The sequence below is a fragment of the Pseudomonas sp. Pse79 genome, from assembly GCF_024519615.1.
Classification (GTDB): domain Bacteria; phylum Pseudomonadota; class Gammaproteobacteria; order Pseudomonadales; family Pseudomonadaceae; genus Aquipseudomonas; species Aquipseudomonas veronii.
The window spans coordinates 275,354-291,580 of sequence record NZ_JALJRR010000005.1 but is presented as its reverse complement, the minus strand read 5'-3'; the positions used below and the strand labels follow the sequence as shown (position 1 = coordinate 291,580).

Genomic DNA, 16,227 nt, shown 5'->3' with positions numbered 1-16,227 from the left:
TGCGGTGTGTGAAGACGAAACGAACCGAAAGTTCGACTCTTACAAAACACCGAAAGCTATCACATACCCAATTTGCTGAAGCGAGGCCATCAGGCCACGACTCAGTACCCGAATTTCTTGACGACCATAGAGCATTGGAACCACCTGATCCCATCCCGAACTCAGCAGTGAAACGATGCATCGCCGATGGTAGTGTGGGGTTTCCCCATGTGAGAGTAGGTCATCGTCAAGATTAAATTCCAGAACCCCTGTTTGCTCACGCAGACAGGGGTTTTGTTTTGGGCGGTCGGAAAGGGCGCCTCATTGCGGTGGTCTTCAGTGCTTCCTTGGCAGTGTCTACTAAAGGCTTTTGTATCGCTCTCCTCAAGCTGCAAGATCGTACAAGAGCGCTCGACCCTTCCTTCGATAGTCTGACAACTCTCACCTACCAGAGGATCTGTCATGACTCAGCAGCACCCAGCACAACCTGTCAATCTCGCGCAAAAGGCTTCGCTCATCAGTGAACAGTGGAGCCCGAGAGTCGTCGCCGAGATGAACGACTACCAGTTCAAGGTTGTACGCATCGAAGGCGAGTTCATCTGGCACTCACATCCAGAAACCGACGAGGCGTTTTTCGTGCTTGAAGGGACACTGCGCATCGACCTTCCGGACGGTCCCGTGTATGTGGCACCGGGTGAGCTGTATGTCGTTCCTCGCGAAATAGAGCATCGGACCGCCGCCGAAGGCGAAGCCAAATTGATGATGATCGAACCACGCGGCATCTTGAACACCGGCCATGAAGGGGGAGACCGCACCGCCATGAACGACCTGTGGATCTGAAATCCCCCTGCTGTTCGAGGCCACCGTTGCCATCTGGTAACAGTAGCCTCATCCCCTGATGCTCGGTGCCGTCTGACTCAACGGCACCACACGGCTCTTCCCAGGTACCGTTGGGGAAATCGGTGCAAAGTGTTTCTGCATTTTTGTTATGGTGCAGCACATTTTCACAAGGATTGAGCTTTTATCCGCAGGACGCGGCGTCGACCTTTTTCAACGAGATGCTGTAGAAATGCCTCAACCAATACCGATCAAAGACCACGAAAACGAAAACCGCCTGGTCAACAAGCGCCTGCTCGCCTGCGCCTTGTTGGTGATCGGCATCACCTGCGCCCTGGTGGGCCGCCTGTATTTCCTGCAGGTCGTGCAATTCGAGTATCACTCGACGATTTCTGAAAACAACCGTGTCCACGTACTGCCCATCACACCGACTCGCGGCTTGATCTATGACCGCAATGGCGTCGTGCTGGCCGACAACCGTCCAAGCTACAACCTGACCATCACCCGCGAGCGCACCACCGACCTCAAGGGCGAACTGGACGCGATCGTCAGCCTGCTGCACCTGCCGGCAGAAGACCGTGCCGTATTCGACAAGGCGCTGAAGCAGGCGCGGCATCCTTTTGTTCCGGTTACGTTGTTTTATGAGCTGACCGAAGAACAGATCGCCGAACTCGCCGTCAACGAATTCCGCCTGCCCGGTGTAGACGTCGAACCGCAATTCGTCCGCCACTACCCCCTGGGCGCGCATTTCGCTCACTCCATCGGTTACGTTGGCCGCATCAACGAAAAAGAATCCAAGGCCCTCGACTCGGTGGAGTACCGCGGCACGCAGTCCATCGGCAAGACCGGCATCGAGCGTTTCTACGAGTCAGAACTGCATGGTCATGTCGGCTATGAAGAAGTCGAGACCAATGCACAGGGGCGCGTACTGCGTGTGCTCAAGCATACCGACCCGATCCCCGGCAAAAACATCGTGCTGAGCCTCGATGTCAAACTCCAGGAAGCGGCGGAAGAGGCGCTGGGCGATCGTCGTGGCTCCGTGGTAGCCCTCGACCCGCAAACTGGCGAAGTACTGGCGATGGTCAGCAAGCCCAGCTTCGACCCTAACCTGTTCGTCACTGGCATCAGCTTCAAGGAATACGCCGCCCTGCATGATTCCATCGACCGGCCGCTGTTCAACCGCGTCCTGCGCGGTCTCTATGCGCCGGGTTCGACGATCAAGCCGGAAGTGGCCATCGCGGGTCTCGACAGCGGGGTAGTGACGGCCCAGACCCGCGTGTTCGACCCCGGTTACTACCAATTGCCCGACTTTGACCACAAATACCGCAACTGGAACCACAGCGGCGACGGTTGGGTGGATATGGACGCCGCCATCATGCGCTCCAACGACACCTATTTTTACGACCTGGCCCACAAGCTCGGCATCGACCGCCTGCACGACTACCTAGCCGAGTTCGGCCTCGGCCAGAAAGTCTCCCTGGACATGTTCGAAGAGTCGGCCGGCCTGATGCCGTCCCAGGCCTGGAAGCGCGCGACCCGGCGTCAGCCCTGGTTCCCGGGCGAAACGGTGATCCTCGGCATCGGCCAGGGTTATATGCAAGTCACGCCGCTGCAACTGGCCCAGGCCACTGCGTTGATTGCCAACAAAGGCGTGTGGAATCGGCCGCACCTGGCCAAGACCATCAACGGCGTGGCGCCGGTGGACGAGCACCCGATGCCCAACGTGGTCCTCAAGAACCCGCGTGACTGGGAGCAGGTCAACCACGGGATGCAACTGGTGATGCACGACCCGCGCGGGATCGCCCGGGCGGCCGCGCAAGGCGCGCAATACCGCATCGCCGGCAAGAGTGGTACCGCGCAGGTGGTGGCGATCAAACAGGGCGAGCGCTACAACCGCGACAAAACCCAGGAGCGCCACCGTGACAACGCGCTGTTTGTCGGGTTTGCGCCAGCGGAGCACCCCCAGATCGTGATTTCGGTGATGATCGAAAACGGCGAGGCCGGTGGCCGCGTCGCAGGTCCGGTGGTGCGCCAGATCATGGACGCCTGGCTGCTCGACCACGAAGGCCACTTGAAGCCGCAATATGCGACGCCGAGCAAAGCCCCCGGCGACCCCCACGTCTGACTCACAGCTGCCATTCGTCCCACTGCTGCACGCCCTCATGCGCGAGCCACGGCACATCGTGGGCCGTCCAGATGTGCGCGGTGGGCCTGATGCCCGGATCATCGTCCAGCGTCGCCACCCGCACAATCACATGGGGCTGATGCCCGCGCTCGGCCATCAGGTGTGAGCCACAGCGCGAGCAGAAGCGCCTGAATTTGCCTGGCGAGGATTCGAAGGCCGCCAACAGTTCTTCGCCCTGGGTCCAGCGAAAGTGCTCACGCATTACGCCGGCGGTGCTCACAAACGCTGCCGCATGCACCTTGCGACAGCTGTCGCAGTGGCAGTGGCTGATGGGCATGTCCAGGCTGTCCACCTGGTAGCGCACGGCTTTACAGAAGCAACTTCCATTCAACGGGTCAGTCATAACCTAAGGGCCTGGACAACAACGGGGGCATCATCATCGCGCAGAACCCAAGGTTGCGCATTAGTCGATGTCGCCTACTGTCAATGGAGGAGGTGACGTATGCACGTATCAGATCGTATAGAACGGAAAGTCCTACTGAACGCTCCACGCAAAAAAGTGTGGGAGGCACTCACCGATGCCGAGCAATTCGGCCGCTGGTTTGGCATCGCCCTCAAGGGCAAGACCTTTGTCGCCGGGGAAACGATCGAAGCGCCGATCACTTACCCAGGTTACGAACACGTGATCTGGAAAGCCAAGATCGAACGCATCCTGCCGCAGACGCGGTTTTCTTTCTCGTGGCACCCCTTCGCCGTCGAAAAGGGCTTCGACTACGACAAGGAAACACCGACGCTGGTGGAGTTCACCGTTGAAGACCGCGCCCCGGGCATTCTGCTGCGGGTCGTTGAATCGGGCTTCGACGCAGTGCCCGAAGCCCGCCGCCTGAAAGCCTTCAAAATGAATTCCCGCGGCTGGGACGAGCAAATGCGCAATATCGAAGGCTACCTGAGCCACTTCCACCAAGGCATCGCCTGAGGCGATTGCGCTCTGTGCGCGTTAACGTGCTGCGTTTGGCCGGATGCCGGGTAGAATCACGCCCTGAACGTGATTCCTGAGGTGCGGCACGGTGGATTTACAGCAGGGTTTTGTCCTGACCCGGCATTGGCGTGACACCCCGGCGGGGACGCAGGTCAGCTTCTGGCTGGCCACCGACCAGGGGCCGCGGCTTATTCGCCTCCCCGTGCAAAGCTCGGTGATATTCATCCCCGAAGCCCATCGCAAGCCGCTGGATTGGCTGCTCAAAGACGAGCGCGATATCGAATTGCGCCCGCTGGCGCTGTGCGATTTCCATCACCGCAAGGTATTAGGCCTCTACACCCGCCAGCATCGGCAACTGATGGACCTGGAAAAGCGCCTGCGCGCCGCCGGTGTCGATGTCTACGAAGGTGACGTGCGCCCGCCCGAGCGCTACATGATGGAGCGTTTCATCACCGCCCCCGTGTGGTTCGACGGCACGCCCGATGCCAGCGGTGCGCTGCTCGAAGCGCAGATGAAACCCGCCCCCGACTACCGTCCGCCGCTCAAACTGGTGTCCCTGGACATCGAGACCACCGCTCAGGGCGATCTGTATTCCATCGCCCTCGAAGGCTGCGGCGAGCGCCAGGTGTACATGCTCGGCCCGCCGAACAAGAGCGACGCGGTGGACTTCAAGCTCGACTACTGCGACACCCGCGGCCAATTGCTCGAACGCCTCAACCAGTGGCTGGCCACCCATGACCCCGATGCGATCATCGGCTGGAACGTGGTGCAGTTCGACCTGCGCGTGCTCCACGAACATGCCCAGCGCCTCAACGTGCCGCTCCTGCTTGGCCGCGGCGAAGAGCCCATGACCTGGCGCGAACACGGCAGCCGCAATCATTACTTCGCGGCCGCGGCGGGGCGGTTGATCATCGACGGTATCGAAGCGCTGCGCTCGGCCACCTGGAGTTTTGAATCCTTCAGCCTGGAAAACGTCGCGCAAACCCTGCTCGGCGAAGGCAAGGACATCTCCACGCCGTACCAGCGCATGGACGAGATCAACCGCATGTTCGCCGAGGACAAGCCGGCCCTGGCGCGTTACAACCTCAAGGACTGCGAACTGGTCACGCGGATTTTCGCCAAGACCGAGCTGCTCAAGTTCCTGCTCGAACGCGCCAGCGTCACTGGCTTGCCAGCCGACCGCAACGGTGGCTCCGTGGCCGCATTCACCCACTTGTACATGCCGCTGATGCACCGTCAGGGCTTCGTCGCGCCGAACCTGGGCGACAAACCGCCCCAGGCCAGCCCCGGCGGGTTTGTCATGGATTCACGCCCCGGCCTCTACGAATCGGTGTTGGTGCTGGACTACAAAAGCCTCTACCCGTCGATCATCCGCAGCTTCCTGATCGACCCCGTAGGCCTGGTCGAAGGCCTCAAGCACCCCGATGACAGTGCGTCGGTGGAAGGCTTTCGCGGCGCACGGTTTTCCCGCACCCGGCACTGCCTGCCCGCCATCGTCGCGCGCATCTCCGAAGGCCGCGAAGAGGCCAAGCGCGAACACAATGCACCGTTGTCCCAAGCGCTGAAAATCATCATGAACGCCTTCTACGGCGTGCTCGGCTCCAGCGGTTGCCGCTTCTTCGATACGCGCCTGGCGTCCTCGATCACCCTGCGCGGCCATCAGATCATGCGCCAGACCCGCGAACTGGTCGAAGCCCAGGGGTATGAAGTGATCTACGGCGACACCGATTCGACCTTCGTCTGGCTCGGCAGCGCGCATTCCCAGGAGGACGCCCGCCGCATCGGCCAGGCGCTGGTGCAGCACGTCAACGATTGGTGGCGCGCGCATTTGCACAACGCATTCGGCCTGCACAGCGCGCTGGAGTTGCAATACGAAACCCACTTCACGCGCTTCCTCATGCCGACCATTCGCGGCGCCGAGGAGGGCAGCAAGAAGCGGTACGCCGGGTTGGTGGTGCGCGGCGATGGCAGCGAAGAGATGGTCTACAAGGGCCTGGAAACCGTGCGCAGCGACTGGTCGCCCCTGGCCCGGCAATTCCAGCAGGAACTCTACCAGCGCATCTTCCACCGCCAGCCCCATCAGGATTACGTGCGCGACTACGTGCGGCGCACCTTGAGCGGCGAATTCGACGAGTTGCTGATCTACCGCAAGCGCCTGCGCCGCCGGTTGGACGACTACGAGCGCAACGTCCCGCCCCACGTGCGCGCCGCGCGCCTGGCCGACGACTACAACGACCGCATGAACCGCCCGCGTCAGTACCAGCGCGGCGGTTGGATCAGCTACGTGATCACCGTCAACGGCCCGGAGCCGCTGGAAGTGCGCCAGGCCCCGATCGACTACGACCACTACGTCACGCGGCAATTGCAGCCGGTGGCCGATGCGATTCTGCCGTTTGTGAATGACGACTTCGGCACCCTGGTCGGCGGGCAAATGGGCCTGTTCTGAAGTACTTGCCTCGCGTGGCTAAGCGTCTACGCTGTTGGCGTGCTCGGCAACTGCTACATGACATTCAGGAGGAACCCCCATGTACACGCTCTACGGCACCGACGACTCCGGCTCATGCATGATTGAAATTGCCCTGCCGCGTTGCGCGGTGCCGTGGCATCGGGTGGACGCCAGCTCCTGGCAGGACGGCGAAGGCAGTGCAGCGCTCGCACGGATCAACCCGCTCAAACAGATCCCCACGTTGGTCACGCCGGACGGCCAGGTACTGACGGAAAGCGCGGCGATCCTGATCCACCTGGGCCTGGAATTCCCGGCCGCCAACCTGCTCGCCGGCAACCGCGGCCAGATCCTCCGCGGCCTGGTGTACATCGCCGCCAATTGCTACTCGGCGATCGGCATCATCGACTACCCGCAACGCTGGCTGGGCAACGCCGATGAGGCGGCGCAAGCGCAATTGATCAGCGGCACGCGCCACTACCTGCACCAGGCCTGGAGGGTGTTCGCCGATCAGTTTGCCGACCAATTGTTCGCCCCCGACCAACAGCCGAATGCCCTGGGCATCATGGCGGCGGCGGTGTCGCGCTGGGATGCGGCGCGAGAGGCGTTGCAAGACTCGCGGCCGGCGTTCGCCCAGACCCTGGCCCGGGTGGACGCCGACCCGCTCGTAGCGCCGGTGTTCGCTCGGCATTGGCCGCAGCAATGACAGTGCCGCGTCCTGTCGCCTGGCACGTCACGCGCTGGTGCGACGACCCCTATAGCCAAGGTGCCTACAGCGCAATGTTGCCGGGAGGCGATGTGAGCCTGCGGCGCCTGCTCTCGACGCCGATTGATAATCGTCTGTTCCTCGCTGGGGAAGCCTTCAACCACGATCATTGCGCCATGACCCACAGCGCTTGGGACAGTGGCATCCGCGCTGCGAATGCGGTGGCCGGCACCCGCGCCCGCAGGGTCATCGTTATCGGTGCCGGGTTTGCCGGCCTGAGTGCCGCACGTGCGTTGCAGGCGCAGGGTTTGGAGGTGCGCGTACTCGAGGCGCGCAACCGCATCGGCGGGCGCGTGAACAGTGTGGCCCTGGGTGACCATACGGTGGATGCGGGGGCCGCCTGGTTGCAGCACTATGGCCTCAACCCGCTGGCCCGACGTGCCGAGCAGTTGGGCCTGGAGCGACGGCCTACCGATTTCTCGCAACCATTGGCTGCCGCGTGGGATGGCCCCGTACCGGACATCAATGGCGCGTATGAACGCTTGAAACAGGCCATTGATCGTCATCAACCCTTGGCGCAGGGCATCGATCAGTACCTTGCGACCCTCAATGCCCCCGAACGCCGCGCTGCTCGCTATGCCATCGACGCTAACCTGATCCTCGAAGCCGGGTTGCCCCTGGACCAGTTGTCGACGCATACGCTCGACGAGGAGGGCGTTGGCCACGGCGACCAGTTTCTGCCTCAAGGCTATCGGCAATTACTGGAAGACGCCGCCAGCGGCCTGAATATCCACCTCAATCACCCCGTGCAGCACGTTGCCTGGGACGAGCACGGCGTGTGGGTCGATGCCCTCAATGCAGATGCCTGCATCTGCACGGTGCCGATACCGGTACTCAAACACCTGCACTTTACGCCAGGCTTGCCGACGGCTTACCGAGAGGCCCTGGCGTTTTTCACCATGGGCCGCCTGGAAAAGGTCGTGCTGCAATTCGACCAGCGCTGGTGGCCGGTTTCCCGCGATGGTTATCTGCGTTGGTACGATCACCCCGCCAATTGGGGGGAGTGGCTGGATTTGACCGATGCCGTGGGTGCGCCGCTGATTGCCGGGTTGATCGCCGGTGATGCGGTGGACCGGCACTATCGAGGCAAGCTTGACGAGCAGATCGCACTGCAAGCCTGCGAAAAACTTGCGGCCTGGGCCTGCGCAATCAAAGGAAACAATGACTGCTAGCACTCGTCACCCCTTGCGTAGCCGGCGTCCTGACCTACGCTTTCTCAAGGCGGTGTAGGAATCATCCTTGAATTTGGCTGTCGCAGACATGAAACTCAAGAACCCTGCATGGAATTCAAAGGAGGTACGCATGCTCATCCGGTCGCTGACCCTGGCTACCTTGATGGCTTTTACGGGGCCGTTGTTGGCTGCTGATGATATCAACCCGCTCAAGCAGGATTTGGGCAAGGCCCGGCCGCTGGTGGTGGTGGAGCTTGATTCCGGCAATGACACATTGGCCAAGCTCAAGAAACAGCTGGACGAGCCTGCCACCAAGCAGTCCTTTGAAGAGCGCGGCATGGTGTTGTACACCGTGAAGTTCGGCAGCATCGGTGCCGAAGGGGAGAAGTTCGCCAAGGACCCCAAGGACAACAAGAAGCTTGCCCCGCCTGAAACCAACGCGCTGATCCGCGCCCTCAAATTAGGCGCCGGCAGCGGCACCAAAGTGATCCTGGTCGGCAAGGACGGCGAGAAGAAAGTCGAGAAGACCGTGCCGCCGGATACCCTCAACTTGAGCGAGTTTTTCAGCGCCATCGACCAGATGCCGATGGCCGAGAAAGAAGCGGCTGCCGTTGCGGAACCCGAACCTGTCGCCCCCGCGCCAGGCAAGAACGCCAAGCCCGACAAACCGGCGAAACCCGGCAGCAAACCGGCCCCTCAGCCATTGGATGACTGAGGCTTATCCTTCGGCGGGCGCGCGCCCATAGATATCATCGAAGCGCACAATGTCGTCTTCGCCCAGGTACTCGCCGCTCTGCACCTCGATCATCACCAGCTCGATGCTGCCGGGGTTGGTCAGGCGGTGTTTGTGCCCGGCCGGAATGTAGGTGGACTCGTTGGCGTTGATCAACAATTCCCGCTCGCCATTGGTGATCTGCGCGGTACCGCTGACCACCACCCAGTGTTCGCTGCGATGGTGATGCATCTGCAGCGACAGTGACGCCAGCGGCTTGACCACAATGCGCTTGATCTTGAAGCGCGCACTCTCCTCCAGCACCGTGTAGGTGCCCCATGGCCGCGTCACCGTGCGGTGCAGGTTGTACGCCGGATGGTTCTGGCGCTTGAGCTCGGCCACGATGTGGCGCACATCCTGGCTGCGGTGGGCATCGGCGATCAGCAGGGCGTCGGCGGTGTCGACGATGATCAGGTCGCGCACGCCCACCACGCCCAATACCCGCCTGGGCGAGTCGATGTAGCAGTTGTGGACGTCATGCAGAATCGCTTCGCCATTGACCTGATTGCCCTGGGCATCGCTGGGGGTGAGCTGGCGCAGGGTTTCCCAGGAGCCGATATCGCTCCAGCCGATATCGCAGGGCACCACGGCCACCTGCGTGGACTTCTCCATCAACGCCACGTCGATGGACAGGTCCGGCGCGCCGCCGAAGCCATCGGCATCCAGTTCGCGCTGGCGCGAGGTTGTATTCTGCAGGCTCTGGCTGTGCGCCAGCGCGGCCTTGGCGGCCGCCAGCACCTGCGGGGCGTGGGTGGTCAGCTCGTTCACCAGGGTGCTGGCCTTGAAGCAGAATATGCCGGCGTTCCACAGGTGCTGGCCGCCGTCGAGGTAGCCTTGCGCGGTGGCCAGGTCGGGTTTTTCGACAAAGCGTTTGACCCGGTTTCCCGCACTCAACGCGGCGCCTTGTTCGATGTAGCCGAAGCCGGTTTCCGGGCGATCAGGCTCAATACCGAAGGTCACCAGGTAGCCGGCTGCGGCCAGCTCGCGGGCCTGGCTCACGGCCGCGGCGAACGCGCTTTCATTGAGGATCAAGTGGTCGGCGGGCATCACCAGCAACGGTGCGTCGTCGCCGAAGTGCTCCAGCACATGCAGCGCCGCCACCGCCATCGCCGCTGCCGTGTTGCGGCCGAAGGGCTCCAGCAACAAGTCCAGGGGCAGGCGGGCTGTGTTCACCAGGCGGTAGTCATCCAGCGTGCGAAACAGCAGGTCACGGTTGGTGACCGTCAGCACGTTTTCCACCCCGGGCAGGCGGCTGGCGCGCAGGAAGGTTTTCTGCAGCAGGCTCTGGCCATCGCGCATACGCATGAACGGCTTGGGCATGTTCTGCCGGGAGACTGGCCACAGTCGGGTACCCGAACCGCCGGAAATGATGCAGGGAATTAATCCGTCGTGGGTATTCATCAATAAACTTCTTGGGGGGGAAAGGGCAGCCCGCGCTTCGGAATCGAGCTTCGTCGCAATCGCGCTGCCCCGTATCATCGGCGACCCGCCGCGCAGCGGCAACTGCGACGCGTATCAACCCAGGCGCGCTGCCGCCCGCGCAGTGATTTCTGCGCGGACCTTGCGCGACTCGGCCGTGCGTTTGTTGGCCTCTTCCAGCACGGCCTTCGGCGCGGTATCCGGCCGGCCGGCATTGAACGGTGGCGCCGGGGCGTATTCGATCTGCAACTGCACCAATTGCGCTGTTGCTTCGTCGTACAGCTCAGCGGCCAGGGTCAGGGCGAAGTCGATCCCCGCAGTGATCCCGCCGCCGGTGAGCAGGTTGCCGTCACGCACCACGCGCGCCTGAACCGGAATGGCGCCGAGCGGGGCGAGCAGGTCGTGGTAGGCCCAATGGGTGGTGGCCTTGCGCCCGCGCAGCAAACCGGCCGCACCGAGCACCAGCGAACCGGTGCATACCGAGGTGATATAGCGCGCGGTGAGCGCCTGGACCCTGAGGAAGTCGAGGGTCTGCGGGTCTTCCATCAACGGGCCGACGCCGCTGCCGCCAGGGACGCAGAGCACATCCAGGTGTGGGCAATCGGCGTAGGTCATGGTCGGCGTGAACACCAGCCCGGTGCTGGAGGTGACCGGCGAAAGGTCTTTCCACACCAGGTGCAACTTCACATCCGGTAGTGAGCCCAAGACGTCATAGGGGCCGGTGAGGTCCAGTTGCTGGATGCCGGGGAACAACAGAAAGCCGATCTGCAAGGTCATGAATGAAGCTCCGATAAGGGGTGGACGGTTTCACTCTAGAGGCCTAGGCTTTGGCGAATACGCCATTGAACCCACGAATCACGCCAAACATGCCGCGCATCATTCATGTACTCGCTTTTGATAATGCCCAAGTGCTCGACGTGACCGGGCCCTTGCAGGTGTTCGCCTCGGCCAACGACCTTGCGCGCCAGCGCGGTGCGCCGTTGCCCTACGCGGTTTCGGTGATCGCCGCCCAGGCGGCGCCGGTGATGACCTCCGCCGGCCTGGCGCTGGTGGCCGAGCCGTTGCCCGCCGTCGACACGCCTTGCGACACCCTGCTCATCGCCGGCGGCTGGGGTGTCTACGGCGCCGCCGAAGACCTGGCGCTGGTGGACTGGGTGCGCGAAAAAGCCCGGCACACCCGGCGCATGGCCTCGGTGTGTACCGGGGCTTTTCTGCTGGCGGCCAGTGGTTTGCTCGACGGCTGTCGCGTGGCGACGCACTGGACACGCTGTGAAGAGCTGGCGCGCAAGTTCCCGGCGCTGACGGTGGAGGCCAACCCGATTTTCATCCAGCAGGGCACCGTTTGGACGTCGGCCGGTGTAACCGCCGGGATCGATCTGTGCCTGGCCTTGGTGGAACAAGACCTGGGCCGCGCCGTGGCCCTGGAAGTCGCGCGGCACCTGGTGGTTTTCCTCAAACGCCCCGGTGGCCAATCGCAGTTCAGCGTGACCTTGTCATTGCAAAAAGGCGACAGCCGCTTTGCCGAGTTGCACGCGTGGATCGCGGAGCACCTGACCCTCGACCTGACCCTCGCCACCCTGGCCGCCCAGGCCGGCATGAGCGAGCGCAGCTTCGTGCGTCACTACCGCGCCGAAACCGGCCAGACCCCCGCGCGCGCGGTCGAACTGATCCGCGTCGAAACCGCCCGCCGGCAACTGGCGGACAGCAGCACATCGATCAAACGCATCGCCGTGCAGTGCGGGTTTGGTTGTGAAGAGACCTTGCGGCGCAGCTTCCTGCGGGTCTTGTCAGTCACGCCGCAGGCTTATCGCGAGCGCTTTTCGCCAGCGGCCTAGGCGAGCAATTCCAGGAGTGCCTCAAGGGTCGCTTGCGGCGCTTCCTGAGGGATATTGTGGCCGACGCCGGGCAACACCTGCCGCCGATAGAAGCCGCTGAAGTGCTGCGCGTCGACAAAGTCCGGGTTATCGAACGATGGCGCACTCTGGCCATAGAGGCTGGGGCCTGCCGCCCAGGAGGGCGACCACAGTGACCACAGCAATTGGCAAAACGCCCGGCGATTGGCGGTCAACCCATCCACGCCACGCTGGGTGTGGAAGTAGTACTGGTACCACAACCGATGCTCCGTCTCTGGCGGCCTGGGCTCGAGCGACTTGGCAATGTCCTGGATGTTGTAGCCGTCCCCGCTCACCAACCCGCGCACGCGCTCCGGCCACAGTGCCGCGACAATACAGGCGGCACGCCCACCCCAGTCATAGCCCGCCAGGGTGGCCCGCGGGATACACAGCGCATCCATGAACTCCAGCAGGTCCTTGGCCAACGCGGCCTGTTGCCCGGAGCGCATCATCTGCGCGTTGATAAACCGCGTCGGGCCATAACCACGCAGGTACGGCACCCACACCCGACAGCCGCGCTCGGCCAGGGCCGGGGCGATATCGTCATAGCCGCGAGGGTCGTAGGGGAAACCGTGCAGCAGGATCACCGGTTCACCGTCGACGGGGCCGTGGGCTTCATACGCCACATCGAGCATCGAGGTGCGTACATAAAACAGCGCAGGGGCGATGGGCATGATGGGCTCCTATCGGGTGGGCGATGACTGCCGATGACACTACCGCCGATCGATTAACGCCACAAGGCTGAGAGCGTCGAGGGCCAAGAGTGTCCGGCGTTCAGGTTGCCCGACCCACCGTCATCGCGGCCTCGCTGACCCTCGACGGGTAGCGTTCAAGGCTGCCACACCGTCTTCGCGCCGCTCAACTTGCGGTCCAGAAACGTTGCCGCGCTGATCAGTGCCAAATGGCTCAACGCCTGCGGCGTATTGCCCAGGTGGCGCGCCTGGTTGTCGAACTCTTCGGCGTACAACCCCAGCGGGTTGGCGTAGCGCAGCAACTGCTCAAACTCCAGATGCGCCTTTTCGACCTGCCCGGCGCGGGCCAGGCATTCGACGTACCAGAACGAGCAGGCGGCAAACGCGCCTTCGGTGCCTGGCAGGCCGTCGATCCGGCTGTCGTCGTTGCGATAGCGATAGACCATGCCGTCGCGCACCAGGCTTTTCTGGATCGCTGCCAGCGTCGAGAGCCAGCGCGGGTCGGTGGCGGCGACGAAGCGCATCAGCGGCATGAGCAGCATCGAACCGTCCAGCGCGGTGCTGCCGGTATGCTGCACAAAGTGCCCGCGTTCTTCGTTCCAGAAATTGCCCCAGATATCCGCGTAGATCGCCTGGCGCGTCTGGTCCCAGCGCGCGAACGGCGCCGGCAGCGAGCGTTTGGACGCCAGGCGGATCGCACGGTCCAGCGCCACCCAGCACATCAGCCGCGAGTGCAGGAAGTGATGCTGCTCGCCGCGCATTTCCCAGATACCCACGTCTTTGCGGTTCCAGATATCACAGACCTGATCCGCGAGTTCGACCGTGTGTTTCCAGCCGTCGTGGGAAATGGCTTCGCCGTATTTGTTGACCAGATAAATCGCGTCCATCAACTCGCCGTAGATGTCCAGTTGGACCTGGTCGAACGCCTCATTGCCGATACGCACCGGCGTCGCGCCGCCATGCCCGCGCAAGTGCGTCAGCTGAGTTTCGGGCAGTTGCTGGCGGCCGTCGATGCCATACAGGATGTTGATCTTGACGGGCTGGTCGCTGCAGTCGCTGACCCGCCCTCTGAGCCAACGCATGTAGTGGTTGGCTTCGTCGACAAACCCCAGGCGCATGAACGCGTAGACCGTGAACGAGGCGTCACGGATCCAGGTGTAACGGTAGTCCCAGTTGCGCTCGCCGCCGGGCGATTCGGGCAGGCCGAAGGTGGCGGCGGCGATGATTGCGCCATGTTTGCGCGAGGTCAAAAGCTTCAGGGCCAGGGCCGAGCGGTTGACCATTTCGCGCCAGCGCCCGCGGTAGTTCGATTGCGCAATCCAGCCGCGCCAGAACGCCACGGTGTGCGTCAACGCCAGGTCGGTGCAGCTGCTGTCGACGCGCGGGTCGTCCTGCCCGCCGAGGACGAATTCGGCGCCTTCCTCCTGGGCCAGGACGAAGCTGGCCACTGCGGCGTTGTCTTCGACCTGCAGTGCGTGGCTGCTCGACAAGCGCAGAGCGGGCTGGCCGTGGGCGGCGAAACACACCGTGCCGTTGTCGAGGCTGGCGTGGGTGGGCGCGCGCGCATAGTCATGACGCACGGCGCAGCGCAGGTGGATCGTCACCTGGCCGCTGACCGCACGCACGCGGCGAATCAACAGGGGTAGGTCGTCCTCCTCACCGATGGTCAACAGGTCAGTGATTTCCACCACGGCGTCATCGCTGAGCCAGCGGGTCTGCAGCACGTTGGTGTCGGGCAGGTAGATCTGTTCGCGGCGGGCGTTGGGCAGGTCTGGCGTGAGCTGGAAAATGCCGGCGTCGGGCGTGTCGAGCAGCGCGCAGAAGATCGACGGGCTGTCGAATTCCGGCCAGCAGAAAAAGTCGATGCTGCCCTTGTCGTTCACCAGGGCGGCGCTGCGCATGTCGCCGATGATGCCGTGGGCGTCGATGGCGCTCTGTGGCTCGTGCTTGAAATCAACCATTGCCGCCGCCGGTCACCAGAGCTACTTGTTGCTGCCGCGAGAGATGCATCCGTTACCCACCGTTGAGTTGCGTTCAGTTAGCTGACTGGCGGGGCAGGGCACAAGTTCACCGAAAAACACCACAACTTGGCTGGCGCTCGCGGTAAATGACACACCGCTCGCCAGCAGAACCCATTCACTTCTCCCATTGCTCAAGCAGAATCGAAACAAATTTCTCCGCCGCTGGAGATAACGAGGCTCCACGACGGTAAACCAGTCCCAATGAACGGTTCACAATGGGCTCTATCAACGGGATGCTGACCAACGTCGGATGATCCACGGCAGGCATCGCCAGGCTCGGCACGGCCGAGACGCCGAGGCCGGCTTCCACCAGGCCCAGCGACGTCGAAAGGTGTTGCACCTCATAGAACCACTGCGGGCGCCAGCTCAAGCCCGATAACGCATGATCGAGCAACATCCGGTTGCCGCTCAGGCGTCCGACGCCGATCAAGCGGTAATTGCTGAGTTCAGACCAGGTCACCGCGCTACGTTCCGCCAGTTCATGATCGCGTCGACACGCCAATACAAAAGGCTCGTCGACCAATGGCACAAATTCTATGTCAGGGTGCTGGCCGCTCATCATGTTGATGCCGAAGTCGGCTTCTCCGCGCAGCACGGCCTCCAGGCCTTCGTTGGCACTGAGGTCGAGCAGGCGGATACGGATTTGCGGATAGCGCTCGTTGTAGAGGCGGATGACCGAAGGCAGGAAGTAGAAAGCTGCGGTCGGGATGCAGGCAAGGGTGACCCGTCCGCTCTGTCGCTCTGCCAGCTCTCGGATGTTGAGTATCGAGTCGTCGAAGTCGTCCAGCAGGCGGCGTGCCTTGGGTAGAAAGTCCCGACCAACGCTCGTGAGACTCACCCTTCTGGTGGTGCGATCGAGAAGGGCTGTTCCCAAGCCTTCCTCCAGTTTTTTCATCCTCCGGCTCAGCGCCGGCTGGGACAGGTGCAATGCATCGGCAGCCTCGTGGAAGCTCCCGAGTTCGGCGATTTTCACGAACGATCGTATGTCATTTAGCTCATATTGCATTTTTTATAACTCGATGGAAGAGGGCGGCGGCGTTCAATCATCCTAGGTTTGTCATTCGTTAAACGCAATAATCAGGCTGATATTTGCATTGGAAACATTTTTTAAAGCCTGCGACTCTTGCCTC

General features: G+C 62.5%; 14 protein-coding genes and 1 rRNA gene. 9 read left to right on the top strand and 6 right to left on the bottom strand.

Features of this window, described 5'->3' with window-relative positions:
• The first annotated feature begins 116 nt into the window (after window positions 1-116).
• From rrf to mrdA, 3 genes are all read left to right on the top strand, one after another.
• Window positions 117-232: ribosomal RNA gene (gene rrf / locus NR164_RS09650) — 5S ribosomal RNA — on the top strand.
• 209 nt (window positions 233-441) lie between these two features.
• Entirely contained in the window at window positions 442-819 is a 378-nt protein-coding gene (locus NR164_RS09645; protein WP_256822682.1) for a cupin domain-containing protein, read from the top strand.
• 229 nt (window positions 820-1,048) lie between these two features.
• Window positions 1,049-2,941 carry a penicillin-binding protein 2 gene (gene mrdA, locus NR164_RS09640; RefSeq protein WP_079443257.1) on the top strand — a complete coding sequence of 631 codons (1,893 nt, stop codon included), beginning with the start codon at window positions 1,049-1,051 and terminating at the stop codon, window positions 2,939-2,941.
• 1 nt (window position 2,942) lies between these two features.
• Here mrdA and NR164_RS09635 read toward each other — a convergent pair whose 3' ends face one another.
• A complete protein-coding gene (locus NR164_RS09635; protein ID WP_057004856.1) occupies window positions 2,943-3,344 on the bottom strand; it encodes a GFA family protein in 402 nt (133 codons plus the stop codon).
• Window positions 3,345-3,443: 99 nt separating this feature from the next.
• On the opposite strand from NR164_RS09635, the gene NR164_RS09630 reads away from it, so the two are divergent.
• From NR164_RS09630 to NR164_RS09610, 5 genes are all read left to right on the top strand, one after another.
• Window positions 3,444-3,917 carry an SRPBCC family protein gene (locus NR164_RS09630; protein WP_046384125.1) on the top strand — a complete coding sequence of 158 codons (474 nt, stop codon included), beginning with the start codon at window positions 3,444-3,446 and terminating at the stop codon, window positions 3,915-3,917.
• Window positions 3,918-4,008: 91 nt separating this feature from the next.
• The gene (locus NR164_RS09625; RefSeq protein WP_256822681.1) at window positions 4,009-6,366 is read left to right on the top strand and encodes a DNA polymerase II; all 2,358 of its coding nucleotides are present in this window, start codon (window positions 4,009-4,011) and stop codon (window positions 6,364-6,366) included.
• A 79-nt stretch (window positions 6,367-6,445) separates the two neighbouring features.
• A complete protein-coding gene (locus NR164_RS09620) occupies window positions 6,446-7,069 on the top strand; it encodes a glutathione S-transferase family protein (RefSeq protein WP_057004857.1) in 624 nt (207 codons plus the stop codon).
• Entirely contained in the window at window positions 7,066-8,301 is a 1,236-nt protein-coding gene (locus NR164_RS09615) for a flavin monoamine oxidase family protein (protein WP_256822680.1), read from the top strand. Before NR164_RS09620 ends, NR164_RS09615 begins: the two co-directional genes overlap by 4 nt.
• Before the next feature lie 130 nt (window positions 8,302-8,431).
• Window positions 8,432-9,016 (top strand): DUF4174 domain-containing protein, encoded by a 585-nt coding sequence (locus tag NR164_RS09610; RefSeq protein WP_256822679.1) that lies wholly within the window; start codon window positions 8,432-8,434, stop codon window positions 9,014-9,016.
• A 3-nt stretch (window positions 9,017-9,019) separates the two neighbouring features.
• Here NR164_RS09610 and NR164_RS09605 read toward each other — a convergent pair whose 3' ends face one another.
• Together NR164_RS09605 and inhA are read right to left on the bottom strand one after the other, a co-directional pair.
• Window positions 9,020-10,474 carry a mannose-1-phosphate guanylyltransferase/mannose-6-phosphate isomerase gene (locus NR164_RS09605; RefSeq protein WP_126588505.1) on the bottom strand — a complete coding sequence of 485 codons (1,455 nt, stop codon included), beginning with the start codon at window positions 10,472-10,474 and terminating at the stop codon, window positions 9,020-9,022.
• A 114-nt stretch (window positions 10,475-10,588) separates the two neighbouring features.
• Entirely contained in the window at window positions 10,589-11,269 is a 681-nt protein-coding gene (gene inhA / locus NR164_RS09600) for an isonitrile hydratase (protein WP_126588504.1), read from the bottom strand.
• A gap of 89 nt (window positions 11,270-11,358) precedes the next feature.
• Here inhA and NR164_RS09595 point away from each other — a divergent pair, with 89 nt between their 5' ends.
• Window positions 11,359-12,327 (top strand): GlxA family transcriptional regulator, encoded by a 969-nt coding sequence (locus NR164_RS09595; protein WP_017846926.1) that lies wholly within the window; start codon window positions 11,359-11,361, stop codon window positions 12,325-12,327.
• Here NR164_RS09595 and NR164_RS09590 read toward each other — a convergent pair.
• The 3 genes from NR164_RS09590 to NR164_RS09580 form a co-directional block, all read right to left on the bottom strand.
• Window positions 12,324-13,058, bottom strand: coding sequence for an alpha/beta fold hydrolase (locus NR164_RS09590; protein WP_256822678.1), 735 nt, complete (start codon window positions 13,056-13,058; stop codon window positions 12,324-12,326). The genes NR164_RS09595 and NR164_RS09590 overlap by 4 nt on opposite strands.
• Window positions 13,059-13,213: 155 nt before the next feature.
• Window positions 13,214-15,037: a glycoside hydrolase family 15 protein gene (locus NR164_RS09585; RefSeq protein WP_198718278.1), complete on the bottom strand. Its 1,824-nt coding sequence runs from the start codon at window positions 15,035-15,037 to the stop codon at window positions 13,214-13,216.
• 175 nt (window positions 15,038-15,212) lie between these two features.
• Window positions 15,213-16,103, bottom strand: a complete 891-nt coding sequence (locus NR164_RS09580) for a LysR family transcriptional regulator (RefSeq protein WP_017846929.1) — start codon at window positions 16,101-16,103, stop codon at window positions 15,213-15,215.
• Between the last annotated feature and the right edge of the window lie 124 nt (window positions 16,104-16,227).

Excerpts from the sequence above, each read along its gene's own strand:
- NR164_RS09645 (WP_256822682.1), top strand. The coding sequence starts at position 442 with ATGACTCAGCAGCACCCAGCACAACCTGTCAATCTCGCGCAAAAGGCT.
- mrdA (WP_079443257.1), top strand. The coding sequence starts at position 1,049 with ATGCCTCAACCAATACCGATCAAAGACCACGAAAACGAAAACCGCCTG.
- NR164_RS09635 (WP_057004856.1), bottom strand. The coding sequence starts at position 3,344 with ATGACTGACCCGTTGAATGGAAGTTGCTTCTGTAAAGCCGTGCGCTAC.
- NR164_RS09630 (WP_046384125.1), top strand. The coding sequence starts at position 3,444 with ATGCACGTATCAGATCGTATAGAACGGAAAGTCCTACTGAACGCTCCA.
- NR164_RS09620 (WP_057004857.1), top strand. The coding sequence starts at position 6,446 with ATGTACACGCTCTACGGCACCGACGACTCCGGCTCATGCATGATTGAA.
- NR164_RS09615 (WP_256822680.1), top strand. The coding sequence starts at position 7,066 with ATGACAGTGCCGCGTCCTGTCGCCTGGCACGTCACGCGCTGGTGCGAC.
- NR164_RS09610 (WP_256822679.1), top strand. The coding sequence starts at position 8,432 with ATGCTCATCCGGTCGCTGACCCTGGCTACCTTGATGGCTTTTACGGGG.
- NR164_RS09605 (WP_126588505.1), bottom strand. The coding sequence starts at position 10,474 with ATGAATACCCACGACGGATTAATTCCCTGCATCATTTCCGGCGGTTCG.
- inhA (WP_126588504.1), bottom strand. The coding sequence starts at position 11,269 with ATGACCTTGCAGATCGGCTTTCTGTTGTTCCCCGGCATCCAGCAACTG.
- NR164_RS09595 (WP_017846926.1), top strand. The coding sequence starts at position 11,359 with ATGCCGCGCATCATTCATGTACTCGCTTTTGATAATGCCCAAGTGCTC.
- NR164_RS09590 (WP_256822678.1), bottom strand. The coding sequence starts at position 13,058 with ATGCCCATCGCCCCTGCGCTGTTTTATGTACGCACCTCGATGCTCGAT.
- NR164_RS09585 (WP_198718278.1), bottom strand. The coding sequence starts at position 15,037 with ATGGTTGATTTCAAGCACGAGCCACAGAGCGCCATCGACGCCCACGGC.
- NR164_RS09580 (WP_017846929.1), bottom strand. The coding sequence starts at position 16,103 with ATGCAATATGAGCTAAATGACATACGATCGTTCGTGAAAATCGCCGAA.